This is a genomic window from Arenibacter amylolyticus (assembly GCF_002150785.1).
GTDB lineage: Bacteria > Bacteroidota > Bacteroidia > Flavobacteriales > Flavobacteriaceae > Arenibacter > Arenibacter amylolyticus.
Map to the genome: position 1 here is coordinate 1 of NZ_MTAZ01000012.1, position 20,096 is coordinate 20,096.

Consider the following 20,096-nt stretch of genomic DNA (forward strand, 5'->3'; position numbering starts at 1 on the left):
CTTACCTGATAATTTTGACTACACACAACTTTTGAGCTTGATCCTATTTTAACTAGACTGTGTAAAAATGATTCCCCAGGTGGCTAGATGATATTTGAAACGTCTTTTCCCCTATATGGATGGTGGTGTGTCGGTTTGTAAGTGTGCGCAGCTGCTTTTATAGGTCCCAGGGGGTGGTTGGTAAGGGTGCGCTTTTTCAATCAGTTAAGTTTTAGTTATTGGAATAAGGTGCTATTGCTAATAGGTGTTGGGATTAAATATGTTCTATTGAGTAACTAAAATTATAAAGATTAGTTATTTTTGAGGCGAAACCTTTTTGGGGATTGGTTGTAATCTTCCTCTGTCATTAATTTTTTTGAGTACTATGCATTTATTATATCGATTTGGATTTTTATTGTTTGTTGTTGTTAGTGTAATCTCTTGTAAAACTAACGGAAAATCGTCTTCTTCCAAGGAGGAGGCCGTTAACCAAGAATCAGTTTCTTCTTTAGGGAAACCCAATATCATATATATTCTTGCCGATGATTTGGGGTATGGGGATCTCAGTGTTTTGGGGCAGGAAAAATTTACCACTCCCAATATAGATAAGTTGGTTGCGCAAGGGATGTTGTTTACACAGCATTATTCCGGGAGTACGGTTTGTGCTCCTTCCCGCTCTGCATTGATGACTGGTATGCACACAGGGAACACAGTGATTAGAGGTAATTACGAGATTCAGCCAGAGGGGCAGTATCCACTTCCTAAAGGCACAAATACACTTGCAAAATTCCTTAAAGATGCTGGCTATACCACGGGGGCTTTTGGTAAATGGGGACTTGGTTACCCCGGTTCTGAAGGAGATCCCAATTACCAGGGGTTCGATACTTTCTATGGGTATAACTGCCAGCGGGTGGGACATAATTACTATCCCCAGCATCTATGGGCTAATCAAGATTCTATTGTGTTGGCTGGGAATGCTGAACATCAGAGAGGGGAGTATGCTCCTGATCTTATTCATGATAAGACCCTTCAGTTTATAGAGGAAAATAAGGATGGGCCTTTCTTTGCCTATGTGCCTACTATTATCCCTCATGCAGAATTGGTGGTACCCGAAGAAATCCATGAGCAATACAGTGGTAAGTTTGAGCCCGAAACTCCCTATAGAGGGGTAGATAGAAGCAAGGCTAAAGGTTATGGGGGGTATGGCTCCCAAGCAGAGCCACACGCAGCCTTTGTTGGTATGGTGCGACTCCTAGATCAGCAGGTGGGTGAAATTGTTGAAAAGGTAGAGGAGTTGGGAATAGCAGAAAATACTATAATAATATTCACTTCTGATAATGGTCCGCACAAGGAAGGCGGGGCAGACCCAGATTACTTCAATAGCAATGGTCCTTTTAAAGGTTATAAGCGCGATTTGTACGAAGGTGGTATCCGCGTTCCCATGGCAGTTAAATGGCCTAAGGTTATAGAGGAGGGGGTTGCTACAGATCATGTTTCTGCATTTTGGGACGTTTTTCCTACTTTGATAGATATGTTAGGCGGGGAGAAGCTGTCCAATCTGGATGGGATTTCATTTTTACCTACCCTACTGGGAGATGAGGAAAAACAACAAAATCATCCCTATCTCTACTGGGAGTTTCACGAGTTGGGAGGAAGACAAGCGGTTAGAATGGGGGATTGGAAAAGTGTAAAGTACAACGTTCTAAAAGACCCGAATGCAAAATTGGAATTGTACAATCTTTCAACCGACATTGGAGAGGAGCATAATATTGCGGAAGACCATCCAGCAATAGTGAAGGAAATGGAGAAGATCTTAAAAGAGGCTAGAACTCCCTCAGAGGTCTTTACCTTTGGGGCTTCTTAAAGAAATATGGCATGTATTGCTAATGAATTTGCAATACATGCCATGATTTAAATTTCTTCATAATTTTGTTGGACTCTTGTGTTAATTTAATGTAAGTTTGTCCAGCTGTTTTTTCACTTGAAGAAAAGGATAAAACGGGGTATTAGCTCAGTTGGTTTAGAGCGCTGCCTTGACAGGGCAGAGGTCACTGGTTCGAATCCAGTATGTCCCACAAAACACTTTAAAGCGCCGCTTGTAGCGCTTAGAGAAGGTCTGTTAATCTTTCCAAAGCCATTCCTCTAGATCCCTTTATTAGTATTGTAGCTCCCTCCGTGGAAATATTCCCTATGTGTTCTTTAAGTACTTCAAAGGATGAATATTTGTGTAGGGAAGTTGTAGTTTGATGGAAGTTTTCACCAATCAATACTACCGTATCAAAATTCATTTCTGCGGCAAGGTCTGCAATGGCTTGATGCTCTTTTTTTGCTGAACTACCCAGCTCAAACATATCCCCTAAAAAAGCAATCTTACGCGTTGCTTTTATTGAATGGAGGTTTTCCAAGGCGGCCTTCATGCTAGTGGGATTGGCATTGTAGGCGTCCAAGATAATCTGAGTGCCGTTTTTTTCTATTACTTGTGAACGATTGTTTTTTGGGTTGTAATTCTCCAAGGCTGACTTAATTGCTGATAGAGGTACCTTAAAATAGTGGCCCATAAGTATTGCTGCACAACAGTTGGTGAAGTTATAGCTGCCAATTAACCTGCTTTCTATGGTTACTTCCTTTACTTTTAAAGTGACATAGGGGTTGCACCCCTGGAATATTATAGGCAGGTGGTTTTGTGGGTGCTGGCTATACCCTAATTTATTGTCGGTATTTGCAAGTCGTTGAACCTGTATTGGATCATCGGCATTAAAAAAGACAAGATTATTGTTTGTCAGCAGGTAGTCATAGAGTTCGCTCTTGGCTGCAATAACCCCTTCCTCGCTACCAAATCCCTCTAGATGTGCTTTTCCAAAATTGGTGATATAGCCGTAATCTGGTTGGGCCAATTGGCAAAGGAAACCGATTTCATTAGGGTGGTTGGCACCCATTTCCACTATGGCGATTTCCGTATCGGACGTTATGGAAAGAAGGGTTAGCGGAACTCCAATATGGTTGTTTAGGTTCCCTTTGGTAGCAATGGTCTTGTATTTTTCTGAAAGTACTGCTGTGATAAGCTCCTTGGTAGTGGTCTTTCCATTGCTACCGGTTAGCCCTATGATCTTTGCGCTGCAAAATTGCCTGTGATATTGCGCTAACTGTTGTAGGGTGTCTAGAACATCATCAACTAAAATGAAGCGCTCCGAACCTGCCAATTCGCGTTTATCTACAAGAGCATAGGAGGCCCCTTTTTCCAAGGCTTCCGATGCGTAGTCGTTTCCATCAAAATTATCACCCTTTAGTGCAAAGAATAAGCAGTTTTGGGATACTTTTCTAGTGTCCGTACATATATCCGGATACTTTAAAAAAAGGCTGTGCAGTTGTTCTATTGTCATTGGTCGAAGATAGAAAAAAAGCCCTTTTATGTAAAGGGCTTTTTTTCTATAATTATTTAGGTGGGAGAGTGTCTTATTTTCGCACTTTCTTGCTTCTAGGTGTTTTGTTATTTGTTTTGGATTTGGAACCTACCCTAGACATGGCACATCTAAATCCAATATAATCCGTTGCCATATATTGAGGTAGGTACCTTCTTTGGGCCGGATCTAGCCAATAGGCTCTGTCTCTCCAAGAACCTCCTTTATATACCCTAACTTCGTCATTTATCAAAGTAGTTCTGTTGTTAGAGGTATCGTAAGCTCTTACTAACTCCCCATCCTCATTTACCTGAACCTTGCTCACTGGGGAATTGTACATTTTCTTTGCATTATTGTCATCTGTATCTCCACTAGTAAATCTGTCGTAGTAGCGGGTAGATCCTGGTTCCCCATCTCTATATCCGCGGTTGTCGCTAGTAGAGAAATTGGTTCTTAGGAAGGTCTCTTCCTCTCCAACGGGGACCATTTTAATTTCTCCCGGTAGATTTCTAGCTAAGATTTTCCCATTGGGCATGGTGTCGTAAACAACGGAGTCCCTTATTACTTTCACTTTTCCGTCCTCTCCAATGGCGGTTTTCATAAATACGTTCCCTCTAAAATAGTTGAAGTCGCTTACTTCATCATCTACGATGGGTCGGTACACATCCGCTACCCATTCGGCCACGTTACCAGCCATATCATACAGACCAAAATCATTGGGCTTATACGATTTTACTTCCGCAGTAATATCGGCACCGTCATCGGACCATCCTGCAATTCCGCCATAATCTCCTTTCCCTTGTTTAAAGTTGGCCAATTGGTCCCCTCTTCCTACGCGCTGTCCATTTCTGGTGTAGTTTCCTTCCCATGGATACTTCTTTCGTCCCCTATAGTTATTGTACTCTCTACTACCTATTTGGGCTTGGGCAGCATATTCCCATTCGGTTTCGGTGGGAAGTCTGTATTCAGGTAAAATTACGCCGCTGCTTCGTTTTGCAAATACAGAAACGGAATCCCTCTTGCGTTTCCCTTGCAGGGAATCTATCTGTCCATTGTAAACAGATTCTGGTCGGTTAAGATAGGCTTCGGTGCTAAAGCTGCCATCTATTTCTCCTGTGACTACTTTGTATTTTGCGTCCTTGGAAAGGTAGCCTTCCCGTTCTAGCATTACTTCATTTACACGGTCTGTTCTCCAAGCGGCAAATTGGGTGGCTTGTATCCAGTTTACTCCCACCACGGGATATTCTGCATAGGCAGGGTGTCTTAAGTAATTATTGGTCATGGTTTCATTATAGCCCAACCTGTTTCTCCATACCAGAGTATCCGGTAGTGCTCCAGTATAAATGTGAACGTATCTTGGGTCTTCTGGAGGATATACGCTTTTAAGGTAGTCTAGGTATTCCAGGTACATCACATTGGTAACCTCTGTTTCATCCATATAAAAGGACTGTACGTGTTGGGAGGTTGGCGTATTATTCCAATCCTTCATCACGTCATCTTGAACCTGCCCTTTGGTGAAAGTTCCCCCTTCTATAAAAACGAGCCCTGGGGCGGTTTCCTGTTCCTTAAAGTCTGAATTATATTGAAATCCTCCCTCCTTGGCGTTAATTTTCCAGCCTGTGGCTCGCGAGGTGTTTTTGGACGATGCATTTTTGCAACTTGTAAAACCACCCGCTACAATTGCACAGGAGAGTACAACTTTGATGAATTCTTTTTTCATAATTAGGACTTGAGTTCAAAAACAAACCTCCAAATAGAAGTCTGTTATTTTTATTCTTTAATAATTTGTGTCGCTTTTGGCATATAAAACGATGATTGAGGCATAATATTTTATAGGGGTCAAAATTAATTTATCCCGAAAATGATTTACGCAGTCAACCATAGTTACATATAAATAACGGCTGATAATTTAATCTAGTATGGGTGGTGGTTACTTCTTTCGCGAAAAATATAAAAAATATTTTAATCAGGTGCGATTGACACCCAAGGTTGGTCATTAATCGCGAATATTAAACTATTTTGGCAAAAAAAAAATTAGCTTTCTACAAGATAATATTAAAATAGACGTTTAATATGGTAGTAGGACTATAATTATATTTTATTTAATTATAATTGACCAGTTTTACGCCAATCGTATTAACTAGACTTTTAAAAAATGAAAAATTTTGTAATACTATGTCTGTTTTGTGTGGTAATTAAAGTGTCGGCACAAGAAGACAGGGTTATAACCACTGCTGTCCCTTTCCTGACTATAGCAGCCGATGCTAGGGCTTCTGGTATGGGGGATATGGGCGTGGCAACCTCTATGGATGCTTTTTCACAACAGTGGAATCCCGCTAAATTTGCCTTTGCAGATCGAAAAATGGGTTTCGGACTTAGTTATACCCCCTATCTTGAAAGTATAATTACAGATATTTCATTGCTCAGTGCAAGTTTTCACAATAAAATAAATGATAGGAGTGCGTTTGCTATTGGTATCCGCTATTTTACCTTAGGAGAAATAGAGCTGCGGCAATTTGCTGGAGATCCAGGGAGATTGGCCAAGCCTAATGAAGTGGCTTTTGATGGATCCTATTCCTTAAAGTTAAGTCAGACTTTTTCCATGTCCGTTGCAGGGCGCTTTATAAGCTCCAATCTTAAGCTGCCAGACAACGGGAGTGAAGATTCTAAGGCGGCAAGTTCCTTTGCGGTTGATGTTTCCGGTTATTATAGGTCTAGAGAAAGGATCTATGAGAATTTTGATGGTCGATGGAGGGCCGGTTTCAATATTTCTAACCTAGGTGGGAAGATGAAATATGATGATGGGGGACAAGAGAATTTCTTGCCCACAAATTTAAAGGCTGGGGTAGGGTTCGATTTTATTTTAGATCAAGATAACGTAATAGGGCTCACCACGGAATTCAATAAATTGTTGGTGCCTACACCTAAAGATTTTAATGATGATGGAGTAATTAATGCTGCCGATAACGATGTGTATCAGCAGATTTCTTTTTTTGAAGGGGTTTTTAAGTCCTTCGGCGATGCTCCCGGAGGGTTTAATGAGGAGCTTAAAGAGTTAACATGGGCTTTGGGTGCAGAATATGTATATCAGGAGTCCTTTATGTTGCGGACAGGGTATTTTAATGAGAACGATCAAAAAGGCTCTAGGAAGTTTTTCACCTTAGGTGCCGGATTCAAATATAGAACGGCTCAGATAGACCTTTCTTATTTGTTCTCTACCTCCAAGGTGAGAAATCCGCTAGAAAATACCTTGCGGTTCTCCTTGACCTTTAATTTAGGGGATGAATTTTACAATAATTAAATAAGCGATACTTTATTTGATAAGTATCCGAAACCTGCCCTTGTGCAGGTTTTGTTTATTTTTGTTGGTATTTTATATAGGTATGTATCATGATAAAGAAGAATATAAGTTTTGAGTTGTTGGTGTATCCATCCAGTGAAGACCTGGGGGAAAAGGACAGGGAATTGCTGAAAATAGCCGTTGAGGCTCGGAAAAAAGCCTACGCTCCCTATTCCAATTTTAAGGTAGGGGCGGCCATCCTCTTGGCTAACGGTGAGGTAGTTCAGGGAAATAACCAAGAAAATGCCTGCTACCCAGCAGGATTGTGTGCAGAAAGGGTGGCTATTTATTACGCAGCTGCAAAATATCCCAACGTTCCTATTCTTAGCATTGCCATCAGTGCTACATCTACTACCTATGTAATGGATACCCCCGCTGCACCTTGTGGAAATTGCCGACAGTCCATTTCGGAATACGAAATCAAACAAAAGACTCCTATTTCACTTATTATGACCGGTGAAACTGGGGAAGTCCTAAAATGTCACTCCGTTGCAGATATTCTTCCCCTTCCTTTTAATAGTAGCTTTTTAGGCTAAAATAGATAGAGGTTTTTTACTATTTAGTGGCTTCCATAGTTCTTAGGATGCGGCTTATAGCGGTTCTTTGTCTAAACCTTTTAAATAATATTTTTTTCCTATTGATTTATATATGTATTTTTGTTCTCCGTTTTTATTTTAAGCAGGACTTTTAAATAATGCGATATACTTCAAAAATTGATAATTAATGGAAAAAATAACCAAAGAGGTCTACCTTAAGTGGTATGAGGACATGTTGTTCTGGAGGAAATTTGAGGATAAGCTAGCTGCGGCCTACATTCAACAGAAAGTTCGTGGATTTTTACATCTTTACAATGGGCAGGAAGCGGTCCTGGCCGGTGCATTGCACGCCATGGATCTAACAAAGGATAGAATGATTACCGCTTATAGAAATCACGTTCAGCCAATAGGGATGGGCGAGGATCCTAAAAAAGTGATGGCAGAACTCTATGGTAAGGTTACCGGTACCTCTAAAGGTATGGGTGGGTCTATGCATATTTTCTCTAAAGAGCACCGATTTTACGGAGGTCACGGTATTGTAGGGGGGCAAATTCCTTTGGGAGCTGGCCTAGCCTTTGCAGACAAGTATTTTAAGCGCGATTCTGTTACCATTTGTTATATGGGAGATGGTGCAGTAAGACAGGGGTCACTACACGAAAGCTTTAACCTAGCGATGCTGTGGAAATTACCAGTAGTTTTTGTATGTGAAAACAACGGGTATGCCATGGGAACCTCCGTGGAAAGAACATCTCATTCCACCGAAATATGGAAGCTTGGCCTCGGTTACGAAATGCCATGTGGTCCTGTAGATGGAATGGATCCTGTTACCGTAGCTCAAGAAATGAGCAAAGCAATAGAGCGCGCAAGATCTGGAGAAGGTCCTACCTTTTTGGAAATGAAAACGTACCGTTATAGAGGTCATTCCATGTCCGATGCACAGAGCTATAGAACCAAGGAAGAGGTGGAAGAGTACAAGAAAATAGATCCTATTACCCAAGTGTTAGAGGTAATCAAGGAGAATAAGTACGCTTCGGATGAGGAAATCAAGGAAATAGATACGAGAGTTAAGGATTTGGTTAAGGAATGTGAAAAATTCGCCGATGAGTCGGATTATCCTCCAATTAGCCAGATTTATGATATGGTCTACGAACAAGAGGATTATCCATTTGTACAACATAAAATTTAAGTAAATGGCAGAAGTAATAAATATGCCAAGACTTAGCGATACCATGGAAGAGGGGACTGTTGCTAAGTGGCTAAAACAGGTAGGTGATAAGGTAGAAGAAGGAGATATATTGGCGGAAATAGAAACCGATAAGGCCACTATGGAGTTCGAATCCTTTAACGAGGGTACCTTATTGTATATCGGTATCGAAGAAGGCGATACGGCTCCTGTAGATTCTCTACTTGCTATTATAGGTGATGAGGGAGAGGATATTTCTTCACTGATCAATTCTTCTCCAGAAGCTAAGGAAGAAGAGAAAAAGGAAGAAGAAACTGTGGAAGCAGAAGAAAACGCCAATGTAGAGAGCGCTAGTGCAGCTGTGGAGATACCTGAAGGGGTTGAAGTGGTGAAAATGCCTCGCTTAAGCGATACCATGGAAGAAGGGACCGTAGCCACTTGGTTGAAAAAAGTTGGTGATGAGGTGGAAGAAGGAGATATCTTGGCCGAAATAGAAACCGATAAGGCAACTATGGAATTCGAATCCTTTTATTCTGGTACGCTCTTGCATATAGGAATCCAGGAAGGGGAGACGGCGCCAGTTGATGCTGTCCTTGCTGTAATTGGCCCAGAAGGTACGGATGTAGACGCTGTATTGGCCAGTGATGGTAAGCCCGCACCGGTTAAAGAAGAAGCCTCCAAAGAAGAAGCTAGTCAAACGACTGCTACTTCTTCTTCAGCAACGGAAACAGCCGTAGCTCAGGATGGTCAGCGTATTTTAGCCTCACCTTTGGCCAAGAAAATGGCAGAGGAGAAAGGGATAGACCTAAGAAATGTAAAAGGTAGTGGTGATCAAGGTAGGATCATTAAAAGAGATATAGAGGAGTATAAGCCAGTGCAAAAAGCCGCTGAAAAGGCCGCAGCTCCTCAAGAGAAGGCCGGTGTAGCGCAAGCAGCTGCTCCCGCTCCAATTAATTTGCCAGTAGGGGAAGAGATGGTAGAAGAGGTTAAGAACTCGCAAATGCGCAAGGTTATTGCCAAGCGTCTTGGAGAGTCTAAGTTCTCTGCACCTCATTATTACCTTACCATTGAGGTAGATATGGATCATGCCAAAGCGTCTAGAGTACAGATCAATAGTCTTCCAGATACCAAGGTTTCCTTTAATGATATGGTAGTGAAAGCATGTGCCATGGCATTGAAAAAACATCCGCAGGTAAATACCACTTGGAACAACGATACTACGCTAATAAACCACCATGTGCATATTGGGGTTGCTGTAGCGGTAGAGGATGGGCTTTTGGTTCCGGTATTAAAATTTGCAGATCAAATGACCTTGACGCAAATTGGAGCTTCTGTAAAAGATCTTGCTGGAAAGGCACGTAATAAAAAAATCAGTCCGGCGGAAATGGAAGGAAGCACCTTCACCGTTTCCAATCTCGGAATGTTCGGTATATCCGAGTTTACCTCTATCATCAATCAGCCTAATTCCGCTATTCTATCGGTAGGGGCTATTGAGGAGAAACCGGTTGTAAAGAATGGGGAGATCGTTGTAGGTAGTACTATGAAAGTTACCTTGGCGTGCGACCATAGAACCGTTGACGGGGCTACGGGAGCTCAGTTTTTACAGACCTTAAGGGCTTATCTGGAGAATCCGGTAACCATGCTCGCCTAAAAAGGATAATTGGTCCCGGTTTTCTAGGGCCAGTCCACTCCAATTTGTATATTGGGGACTTTTGAAGGGCAAAAATCAATAAAAAAAGCATCCTGTCTTTCAGGGTGCTTTTTTAGATTTAAACCGTTCGCAATCAAGAAAATTATGCATCCGACAGTTATTTGTGGGATGATTTTTAATCACACCAAAATAAAACCATGGTTATGAAAAAAATATTTGTAGTAGGATTTGCAGGCTTAATGATGGCTTGCGGAGGAGCTAAAGTAGATCAGACGGTGCTTCTTGGAAAGGAAGCTCGTACAAAGGAGCGTCAGAAGCCGAGGCATTCATCCGCATCGGAAACTGCCAATTGGGAGTCCTTCTCCAGTAGTGAGGAAGTAGGAGAAATTATTAATTATCTGGCTTCGGATAAACTGATGGGTAGGGATGCAGGTACGGAAGGAATAAACAAGGCGGCTCAGCATTTAGAAAACTTGCTAAAAAGCTATGGTGTTGCTCCCTATTTCACTAGTTATAAGGATACGTTGTCTAATTTTGAAGTGCCTACCTATAATATTGTAGGGTATTTAGAAGGGACCGATGAGACCCTTAAAGACGAATTTGTGATTGTTGGGGCCCATTACGATCACATAGGTATAGTTTCTCCAGTGGCTGGAGATAGTATCGCAAATGGTGCCAATGACAATGCTTCAGGGACCACAACGGTAATGGGAATAGCTCGTTATTTTGGGGAAACCAGGGCCAATAAGCGCAGCCTCATTTTTGCCCTGTTCAGCGCAGAGGAGAAAGGACTCTTAGGGTCCAAGCATTTAGCCCAGAAATTAAAGCAGGAGGAGTTGAATCTATATCTAATGCTTAATTTTGAAATGGTGGGCGTGCCTATGAAAGACAAGGATTATTTAATGTACCTTACTGGATACGAAGAGTCTAATTTAGCAGAAGTCAGTAATGCCTATGCCAAGGAGAATTTGGTTGGATTTTTACCTACCGCCAAAGAATATAACTTGTTTATGCGTTCGGATAATTATCCCTTCCATTTAGAATTTGGAATACCATCACAGACCTTTTGTACGTTCGATTTTACCAATTACGACTATTATCACCACGTGGGGGACGAAGCTTATTTGATGGATTTGGATCATATGGCGAACCTAGTAAATAAAACAATTCCGGTTTTGGAGCAAATCGTTAATGCCCCAATGAAGGAAATAACATATCACTAATGGCAAATATTATTATTACAGGAAGTAGTAGGGGAATTGGATTTCAATTGGCGCAATTATTTGCCAATGAAGGGCATCAGGTGCTGGCACTTTCTAGAAACGATGCTCCCGTAGCGGCATTGAAACATAAAAATATCAGTAGTTTTTCATTCGATTTGGCCAAGGAGGAAGATTTTGAGAAATTGGATTCCTTCCTGGAAAAAAATTGGAAGCAAGTGGACATTCTGATAAACAATGCCGGAAAACTGGTGAATAAACCATTTTTGGAAACTTCTATGGAAGAGTTGGAGGAGGTTTACAGGGTAAATGTTTTTGGAGTGGCAAAATTGACTCAGAGAATAATTCCGCTTATGCCCCCTACGGGGCATGTAGTCTCTATAAGTACCATGGGTGGAGTACAGGGGAGTGTTAAGTTTCCCGGACTTACCGCCTATAGTTCTAGCAAAGCCGCTGTAATTACCATGACCGAGCTTTGGGCAGAGGAGTTTAAGGAGAGTGGTCCTATATTTAATGTATTGGCCTTGGGAGCTGTGCAGACAGAAATGCTTCAGGAAGCCTTTCCCGGTTATAAGGTAGATACAACTCCCTTAGACATGGCTACCTATATCAAGGATTTTTCTCTTAACGGAAGTAAGTTCTTTAACGGAAAGCTGCTTCAGGTTTCTAATTCTACTCCTTAGATCAAGACTTGGGAGACCTTGGAGTAATTCTAATTTTATTTGTTCTTGGGTTTGGGCAGCGGTACCGTTGCCCCATTCCCAGATATTAGGTTGGCCACTACCTTGGTCTGTGGAAATTGTTCTAGGATAATTTTCATGAATACCGTGATAGGTATTGCCATGATCAGTCCTGGAACACCCCAGATATAGCCCCACAGCATTAATACCACCAATACGGTAATAATGTTTATGGAGAAGGATTTTCCCATGAATACGGGCTCTAAAATAGAGCCAAATAGTACTTGGACTGCCGTTATAGACAGGATGAAGAAAAGTAGGATACTGGTGGTCTCCAATTCTACAAAGGCAAACAAACTTAAAAGAATAACGGACACAAAGGATCCTACCATCTGTACAAAGTTGATGGCAAAAGCAAATAAGCCCCAGAATATCGGGAAGCTAACGTCAAAGAATACGCAGGCCAATCCAATTCCAATTCCCGTAAAAAGACTTACTAGAAACTTCACCTTAATAAACTTTATAAGGTCCTTTTCAATTTTGAGAAAGGTTTTTACCGAGGTGTGCTTTTGTTTTAAAATGGTATTGTTCATTAACTTTTGAACGTTGATGGATTCTGCTAGCCATAAAACCACAAAAAAGACGGTCATTAAGATCATGGTAATCGTATTGCCTAGGAAGTCCAAAGTGGCACCAAAATTTTTCATCATGTTTTCATGAGGAAAAATATTGTTCAGGATGTTCTTATCCTGGGAATAGGGAAGTCCAAAGTTCTCTTCTAACCCTATAAATAACAATTCTAATTTAGCTTCTGCTTTTCCTAAGAATTGGTTGTCTGGAGATAGCAATTCCTGACTAGAAAGCTGTATGAGTCCGCCCAAGACCTTTAAGGCCATCAAAATAATCAAGGCCACTATGAATATGCTAATAGGTTTGGATACCTTTTTTTTGTTGAGCCATCGCATCAAGGGTAAAAATAACAGGGCGATGAACATGGAAAAAATTAAAGGTATAAAGATAAACGATAGTAATTTTAGTAAATAAAATACTAGAGGAATCACTATGATCAGCAGTAATCTATTGGTAGTTCTTAAATCGTTCATGTTGTAGATAACCGTAAAGTTTTATTGATATTGCTAGGATGTGGGTGCCTTCAAATATAGTGGAGCTAATACTTTACCCAGTCTCTAGTTTAATAAACTGCAAAGTTAGGGCAAAGAGTTGGCTTTTAAGCGTTAATAATAGTGTAAAAATGCATGATTTGCATCATTTGGCTTCAATTTAGACCCCTAAAGTACCTAGTTGGGGTAGATTTGCTATTTCCTGTAAGGGTGTAAATTCTGTGATTTACCTGCAAATGGGGATGTTAATTCTTGAGAACCGAATGGATTTGCTTTCTTATTTTTATAAGTTTCTCCAAAGATTATTAGATCCAGTATCTTATCTTGTGAACCCTTCCATGGAATTAGGACGGTTGTCAATAATATATAGGAGCAAATAAGGAAATGGATGGTGTAGAAGTGGACTAGCTGCAAAAAAAAACATGTGCCGGTAAGAAGGCCAAGGGAATAGGAGAACTCAAAAAGCTCCAACTACATATAAACTAAGGGGAATATGCCCGTACCAGTATAAAATTTCTAATTTTGCCTGTATGCAGGAAACGTTAGGGAAATATATTCCAGAAAGAGCTGTAGGTTTATGCATGCAGTTGATAAAGGAAAATCATATAAATTTAAAAATTGTAAACGAACGGGTTACCCGTCATGGGGATTATCGCAGGCTGGCTAATGGAAAGCATGTGATTACAGTAAACGTAAGCCTCAATAAATATCGATTTTTAATTACCTTGGTGCATGAAATTGCGCATCTGATAGCTTTTGAAAAATATGGAAGAACTATAAAGCCACATGGGGTAGAATGGAAAAGAACATTTCAGCTACTAATGCTGCCATTTCTTAGGCCAGAGGTATTTCCAGCAAAGTTGTTGCCCTTATTGGCCAATCATTTTAAGAATCCTAGGGCTAGTAGTGATACCGATGCAAGATTATCCATAGCACTTAAAGAATATGATCAGCGGGAGAAAGGTAAGAATTATGTGTTTGAGCTGCCGCATGGAAGTATCTTCCGAATCTATAATGGTAAAATGTTCCAAAAGAAAAATAGAAGGGTAAAGCGGTACGAATGTGTTGAAGTAACAACGGGAAAGGTATATCTCTTTCAACCAAACGCCGAGGTAGAGTTGATTAAAACTTAAGAAAGAAGGATGAGCAAAAAGTATTATGCCGTTTTAATGGCTGGAGGGGTAGGATCTAGATTTTGGCCTGTAAGTACTTCCGATTATCCCAAACAGTTTCACGATATGTTGGGTACTGGGGATACTCTTATACAAAGGACGTTTAAACGTTTAAATAAATTTGTTCCCACAGAGAATATATTGATTCTCACCAATGAGAGGTATAACAGCTTGGTGCTAGAGCAATTACCGGTGGTAGATCAGGAACAGGTGGTATTGGAGCCTGCCATGAGAAATACAGCGCCCTGTATTCTCTATGCCGCCTTAAAAATACAGAAAATGGATCCCGAGGCGGTAATGATTGTTGCTCCTAGCGACCATTGGATAGAAGATGAGGCTGCCTTTTCCAACGATGTGGTGACTTGTTTTGAGAAATGTGAAAAGGAAGAGGTGTTATGTACCTTGGGGGTGAAGCCTAGCTTTCCCAATACAGGTTTTGGATACATAGAATATGGAAAGGACGATGCGGATCTTTTAAAGAAAGTGGTGCAGTTTAGGGAGAAACCTAACTATGATACTGCCAAGGAATTTCTTCTTCAAGGAAATTTTTTATGGAATGCAGGTATATTTATGTGGAGCGTGGCCACCATCGTAAAGGCATTTAAAAAGTATTGCCCGGATCAGTACCAATTATTTCAAAAAGGCCTACCCTATTACAATACAGCGGAAGAAGGGGCGTTTATCCAAGAGCATTATCCTAAGGCTGGGAATATTTCCATAGATTACGCCATATTGGAGCCCGCTAATAATATCTTTGTCCTTCCTGCCTCTTTTGATTGGAACGACTTGGGGACTTGGGGTTCCCTCTACGATAAGTTGGAGAAAGATAAGGATAACAATGCTGTGGTTAATGCATCCGTATTAACTGAGGATGCCAATGGCAATATGATTCGCACCCCCAAAGGCAAAATAGTGGTGGTAGATGGTTTGTCAGATTATATAATTGTGGATAAGGAAGAAGTATTGTTAATTTACCCCAAATCCAAAGAACAGGACATAAAAAATATACGTGCAAAAGTTAAAGATCAATATGGTGATCAGTTTGGCTAATTATGGAAGAAAAGTTAAAAAATAATGGAGGGCAAGAATTTGCCAATGGGAACCCGGAGAATATAAAGAAAGATTTTAAGGGGCTCTTGGGAGGAGTGGGTGTATTCCTAAAGGACCTATTGGATATTAGGGACAACACCGATCAAGAGGCCACCAAGGAGTCTATTATCGCAGATATACCGTTTAAGGGGCATACCTCATGGATTTTGATCTGTTCTATTTTTATAGCATCTATAGGTCTTAATGCCAACTCTACGGCAGTAGTAATCGGTGCGATGTTAATCTCGCCGCTAATGGGACCCATATTGGGAATGGGGCTTTCCTTGGCGACCAATGATATTGATACCTTAAGGAGATCTTTGAAGAATTTTGCGGTAATGGTGGTGCTTAGTGTGTTTACCGCTTTCCTGTTTTTTTATTTTTTCCCCTTACGCGATGAATCATCCGAATTATTAGCCCGTACCGCTCCGGATATTAGGGATGTGCTAATTGCCTTTTTTGGAGGTCTGGCTTTGGTAATTGCAAGGGCAAAAAAGGGGACTATTGCTAGTGTTATCTTTGGGGTGGCTATTGCAACCGCTTTAATGCCGCCTTTGTGTACGGTTGGCTTTGGTTTGGCTATTGGTAATTTTGGATATGCCACCGGAGCCATGTATCTCTTTATTATCAATACCATTTTTATTGGATTGGCTACATTTTTGGTATTAAAGTTATTGCGCTTTCCCATGGTGCGATATGCCAATTCTCAGCGAAGAAGATTTATCTCTAGAATGGCTTCCATAGTGGCAGTATTGGTTATGATTCCGGCTGGAGTCACTTTTTACAATGTCTTCCAAGAATCCCTTTTTAGAAAGGAAGCCAGTCAGTTTATAGCCAATAATATTATTCCTTATAAATTGCCAGGGGAAGGACGCTATCTAGATAACCTAACGGAAATAGACTACGGACGTGGAAAAAATGGCCATATAGAATTGGTGTTTATGGGAAGTGAGCCTATCCCCGATAATATTATAGCTACCTGGAACGCCCAAAAAGACGATTATGTAAAGTTGCGCAACGTGGATCTGAAAATTGTCCAAGGCTCCAAAAACCTGGAGTTGGATCAGATGAAGTATGTAAACGAATTGTACGAATCCAAGAAGGCAGAGCTCCTAAGTAAGGAAGAGCAGATACGGGTTTTAAAAGAAGCCGTGGAGAAAATGAGTGACCTTGCAGCCCAGCAGATCCCCTTTAAAGAAATCAGTGCAGAAGCCAAGACCAATTATGAGAACTTAAGCAATCTGGGATTTGCCTATATCCTCACTACAGATTTTAATAAACTGGATACCATTCCTATGTTCACTGTAAAGTGGGATAAGGAATTATCTGCCAATCAAAAGGTGAAAGACACCGAGAAATTGGCCAGTTGGCTGCGGTTGAGGTTGAAAAACCCTAAGATTCAGGTGCGAGAGGATGAAATTTAATTTCTTTCCTCTATATACATTTGACGCACCTTTTTGAACAGTTCGGAGGAGTATACAAAATCTGTCACCGCCTCGTTGTCTGTCTTAAAGATTTCCTTATTGCTGCCTTCCCATTCTTTGTGACCGTTTTTTAGGAAGATGATTTTCTCACCTATTTCCATTACGGAGTTCATATCATGGGTGTTAATGATAGTTGTGATATCGTACTCCTGGGTTATTTCATGGATCAGATTATCTATGAGTATTGCCGTTTTGGGATCTAAACCGGAATTGGGCTCATCGCAGAAAAGGTATTTGGGATTCATAACAATGGCCCGGGCTATGGCGACCCTTTTTTGCATTCCCCCAGATATTTCGGATGGAAATTTATTATGCGCATCTACTAGGTTTACCCGTTTTAGTACAAAGTCTACCCGATCTTGCATCTCGGATTTGGATTGTTTGGTAAACATGCCCAGTGGAAACATTACGTTGCCTTCTACGGTCATGGAATCAAAAAGAGCACTTCCCTGAAATACCATTCCCATTTCCTGCCTCAGGTCTCGCTGTTCTGCTCCAGTGAGTTCGGAATATATTTTACCATCATAGCTAATGGTTCCTTGTTCTGGTTTAAAGAGGCCTAGGAGACACTTAAGGAATACGGTTTTTCCCGAACCACTTTGACCAATGATGAGGTTGGTTTTTCCCTTTTCAAAATAACAGTCGATCCCTTTTAAAACATGGGAGTCACCAAAAGATTTGTGTATGTTTTTAACTTCAATCATTAGCCCAATAGTAATTGTGTTAACACGTAGTTTACAATAATAATGACCACACTGGTCCAAACAAAGGAGGTAGTGCTCGCCTTACCAACTTCTAAAGCACCCCCTCGCATATAATACCCGTGGTAAGAAGGGATGGTGGCTATGAGTAGCGCAAATACAATCGACTTTATAAAGGAGTAAGTAATATGGAAGGGGATGAAATCTAATTGTAGACCTTCCGAGAAATCGGCGCTGGAACTAAATCCGCCAAACACACCGGCTACCCATCCTCCAAAAATCCCTACGTACATGGCAATGGCAATTACAAAGGGGTAGAACAGCATGGCAATAATTTTGGGGAAAATTAAATAGTTTAGGGAGTTTACCCCCATGATCTCCAAGGCATCAATCTGCTCCGTAACCCGCATGGTGCCAATACTGGAAGTTATATAGGAACCTACCTTTCCGGCCATAATAATGGAGGTGAAGGTTGGGGCAAATTCCAGTATTACCGATTGCCTAGTGGCAAAACCGATGAGGTTTCTCGGAATAAGCGGGCTAGTGATGTTTAAGGCGGTCTGTATAGCCACAACACCTCCTATAAAAAACGATATGAAGATAATTATGCCGAGAGATCCGTAAATAAGCTCGTCAATTTCCTTTAAAATAAGCTTCTTCATTATGGACCATTTGGTGGGTTTTTTAAAAACCTCGGTAATCATAATAAAGTAACTGCCTATGGATGCTAAGTAGTTCATTCAATAAAAATAAGCTTGAGCGGTAAAAATAACAATATTAAGAATCATTTAACCTTCAATTACGGGATAAAGGTTTTATTTCTATATTTTTGAGATTGTTTAAACTGAAAAAAAAATGATAAATAGAAGTGCTTTAGTCTTGTTTTTATTGGTGTTTCTTGGCCATCTTGGTGCTCCTGTGCAGGCACAGCGAAAATCTAAGAAAAAAATAGAAGTAAAGGAAGCTACAGAGATTGCTGTAAGTCCAAAATTAGTTGTAGGGATCGTAGTAGATCAGATGAGGTACGATTACCTGACCCGATTTTGGGATCAGTATGGGGAAGGTGGCTTTAAGCGTATGGTAAATGATGGTTTCAATTGTAAAAACAATCATTTTAACTATGCGCCTACCTATACCGGACCCGGTCATGCGTCGGTTTATACCGGGGCTACGCCTTCCATACACGGAGTGATTGGCAATGACTGGTATGATAAGTATGAAGATAAAAGTGTTTACTGTGCTGGAGACGATACCTATCACTCCGTTGGTACAGCGTCTACTTCTGGTCAAATGTCGCCCCACCGAATGCTGTCTACCACCGTTACGGATCAATTGAGGTTGCATACCCAAATGCAGGGGAAGGTAATTGCGGTTGCTATTAAAGACAGAGGTGCAGTTCTTCCGGGAGGGCATACCGCCAATGCGGCCTACTGGTTTAAAGGTGGAGATGAAGGTAACTGGATAACAAGTACCTATTATATGGAAGAATTGCCTAAATGGGTGCAAAAATATAACCGCAAAAAAAGTGTTGATAAGTACAAAAAGACGTGGGATACACTAAAGGATATTGATACCTATGTGGAGAGTGGAACGGATGAAAATAATTATGAAGGCTTGTTTAAAGGAAAGTCTACAGCAACTTTTCCATACAACTTAAAGGCCTTATGGGACGATAATGGGAAGTATGGTATTCTGGCCTCTACCCCATATGGTAATAGTATGACTACGGATTTTGCCTTGGCTGCATTGGAAAATGAGGGCTTGGGAACGGATGATATAACGGACTTTTTAGCAATTAGTTATTCCAGTACGGATTATGTAGGGCACAAATGGGGGGTAAATTCTAAGGAAGTCCAAGATACCTATATGCGTCTAGATCTAGATTTGGAAAGACTTTTCAATACCTTGGATGAGAAAGTAGGAGAAGGGGAATATACCGTCTTCCTTACAGCAGATCATGCAGCGGTACATGTGCCTGCGTATTTGAAGGATCAAAGAATCCCTGCAAATTACCTTTCTTTTAGGGAGCACAGAAAAACCTTTGATGATTTCTTGGAGTTTTCCTTTGGGTCCAAGGATATTGTTAAGAACGTTAGCAATAATCAAATTTTTCTAGACCATGAGGTTGTTAAGAGCTTGGAGCTTGATCCTGTTGCGGTGCAAAATGGCATTGCAAGGGAATTGATGGGCTACAAAGGAATCTATAAAGTATACACTGCAGAGCAAATGTGGAAAAACGATTATAGCAAAGGAGTTTCCCATATCCTTCAGAACGGCTACAACCAGAAGCGTTCCGGAGATATCCTGATAGTGAATGATCCGGCAACCATTAGTTATGCAAAAACTGGTTCTACACATGGATCTCCATGGATGTATGACACCCATTCGCCTTTATTGTTTTACGGAAAAGGGATTAAAACGGGGAGTACAGTGATCAGAACAGAAATTCCTGATATTGCGCCCACCATCTCTGCTCTTTTAGGGATTGCATTTCCATCTGGGGCTACTGGAGAGCCTATTTCGGAGGTGTTGGAGTAGCGAA

At 40.9% G+C, this 20,096-nt stretch carries 16 protein-coding genes and 1 tRNA gene; 12 read left to right on the forward strand and 5 right to left on the reverse strand.

What is annotated here, in order from left to right:
* Positions 1–364: 364 nt before the first annotated feature.
* Positions 365–1,843: an arylsulfatase gene (locus BV214_RS06240; RefSeq protein WP_086476641.1), complete on the forward strand. Its 1,479-nt coding sequence runs from the start codon at positions 365–367 to the stop codon at positions 1,841–1,843.
* 136 nt (positions 1,844–1,979) lie between these two features.
* Positions 1,980–2,054, forward strand: a tRNA-Val gene (locus tag BV214_RS06245).
* Positions 2,055–2,084: 30 nt separating this feature from the next.
* Here the strand turns inward: BV214_RS06245 and BV214_RS06250 are convergent.
* Complete coding sequence (locus BV214_RS06250) at positions 2,085–3,359, reverse strand: UDP-N-acetylmuramoyl-tripeptide--D-alanyl-D-alanine ligase (protein ID WP_086476642.1); 1,275 nt, start codon at positions 3,357–3,359, stop codon at positions 2,085–2,087.
* Positions 3,360–3,432: 73 nt separating this feature from the next.
* Positions 3,433–5,097, reverse strand: coding sequence for a gliding motility lipoprotein GldJ (gene gldJ / locus BV214_RS06255; RefSeq protein ID WP_086476643.1), 1,665 nt, complete (start codon positions 5,095–5,097; stop codon positions 3,433–3,435).
* A 435-nt stretch (positions 5,098–5,532) separates the two neighbouring features.
* Here gldJ and porV point away from each other — a divergent pair, with 435 nt between their 5' ends.
* From porV to BV214_RS06285, 6 genes are all read left to right on the forward strand, one after another.
* Positions 5,533–6,678 (forward strand): type IX secretion system outer membrane channel protein PorV, encoded by a 1,146-nt coding sequence (gene porV, locus BV214_RS06260; RefSeq protein WP_086476644.1) that lies wholly within the window; start codon positions 5,533–5,535, stop codon positions 6,676–6,678.
* 89 nt (positions 6,679–6,767) lie between these two features.
* Positions 6,768–7,253 (forward strand): cytidine deaminase, encoded by a 486-nt coding sequence (cdd, locus tag BV214_RS06265; protein WP_086476645.1) that lies wholly within the window; start codon positions 6,768–6,770, stop codon positions 7,251–7,253.
* Positions 7,254–7,440: 187 nt separating this feature from the next.
* Entirely contained in the window at positions 7,441–8,439 is a 999-nt protein-coding gene (gene pdhA, locus BV214_RS06270) for a pyruvate dehydrogenase (acetyl-transferring) E1 component subunit alpha (RefSeq protein ID WP_086476646.1), read from the forward strand.
* Positions 8,440–8,443: 4 nt separating this feature from the next.
* On the forward strand, positions 8,444–10,087 hold the full coding sequence (locus BV214_RS06275; RefSeq protein WP_086476647.1) for a pyruvate dehydrogenase complex dihydrolipoamide acetyltransferase: 1,644 nt from the start codon (positions 8,444–8,446) through the stop codon (positions 10,085–10,087).
* Positions 10,088–10,290: 203 nt separating this feature from the next.
* Entirely contained in the window at positions 10,291–11,310 is a 1,020-nt protein-coding gene (locus BV214_RS06280; protein WP_086476674.1) for a M28 family metallopeptidase, read from the forward strand.
* Positions 11,310–11,990, forward strand: coding sequence for an SDR family NAD(P)-dependent oxidoreductase (locus BV214_RS06285; protein WP_086476648.1), 681 nt, complete (start codon positions 11,310–11,312; stop codon positions 11,988–11,990). The genes BV214_RS06280 and BV214_RS06285 overlap by 1 nt, the downstream gene beginning before the upstream one ends.
* A 35-nt stretch (positions 11,991–12,025) precedes the next feature.
* Here BV214_RS06285 and BV214_RS06290 read toward each other — a convergent pair whose 3' ends face one another.
* Positions 12,026–13,090, reverse strand: coding sequence for an AI-2E family transporter (locus tag BV214_RS06290; RefSeq protein WP_086476649.1), 1,065 nt, complete (start codon positions 13,088–13,090; stop codon positions 12,026–12,028).
* Between the two features lie 548 nt (positions 13,091–13,638).
* On the opposite strand from BV214_RS06290, the gene BV214_RS06295 reads away from it, so the two are divergent.
* From BV214_RS06295 to BV214_RS06305, 3 genes are read left to right on the forward strand one after another with little or no spacing between them, the layout of a single operon-like run.
* A complete protein-coding gene (locus BV214_RS06295) occupies positions 13,639–14,241 on the forward strand; it encodes a SprT-like domain-containing protein (protein WP_086476650.1) in 603 nt (200 codons plus the stop codon).
* 9 nt (positions 14,242–14,250) lie between these two features.
* The gene (locus BV214_RS06300; RefSeq protein ID WP_086476651.1) at positions 14,251–15,330 is read left to right on the forward strand and encodes a mannose-1-phosphate guanylyltransferase; all 1,080 of its coding nucleotides are present in this window, start codon (positions 14,251–14,253) and stop codon (positions 15,328–15,330) included.
* Positions 15,331–15,332: 2 nt separating this feature from the next.
* Positions 15,333–16,793, forward strand: coding sequence for a DUF389 domain-containing protein (locus BV214_RS06305; protein ID WP_086476652.1), 1,461 nt, complete (start codon positions 15,333–15,335; stop codon positions 16,791–16,793).
* On the opposite strand, the gene BV214_RS06310 is transcribed toward BV214_RS06305, so the two are convergent.
* The gene (locus BV214_RS06310; RefSeq protein ID WP_086476653.1) at positions 16,790–17,557 is read right to left on the reverse strand and encodes an ABC transporter ATP-binding protein; all 768 of its coding nucleotides are present in this window, start codon (positions 17,555–17,557) and stop codon (positions 16,790–16,792) included. The genes BV214_RS06305 and BV214_RS06310 overlap by 4 nt on opposite strands.
* Positions 17,557–18,294, reverse strand: a complete 738-nt coding sequence (locus BV214_RS06315; RefSeq protein WP_086476654.1) for an MlaE family ABC transporter permease — start codon at positions 18,292–18,294, stop codon at positions 17,557–17,559. The genes BV214_RS06310 and BV214_RS06315 overlap by 1 nt, the downstream gene beginning before the upstream one ends.
* A gap of 115 nt (positions 18,295–18,409) precedes the next feature.
* On the opposite strand from BV214_RS06315, the gene pafA reads away from it, so the two are divergent.
* The gene (gene pafA / locus BV214_RS06320; protein ID WP_086476655.1) at positions 18,410–20,092 is read left to right on the forward strand and encodes an alkaline phosphatase PafA; all 1,683 of its coding nucleotides are present in this window, start codon (positions 18,410–18,412) and stop codon (positions 20,090–20,092) included.
* Positions 20,093–20,096 lie beyond the last annotated feature (4 nt).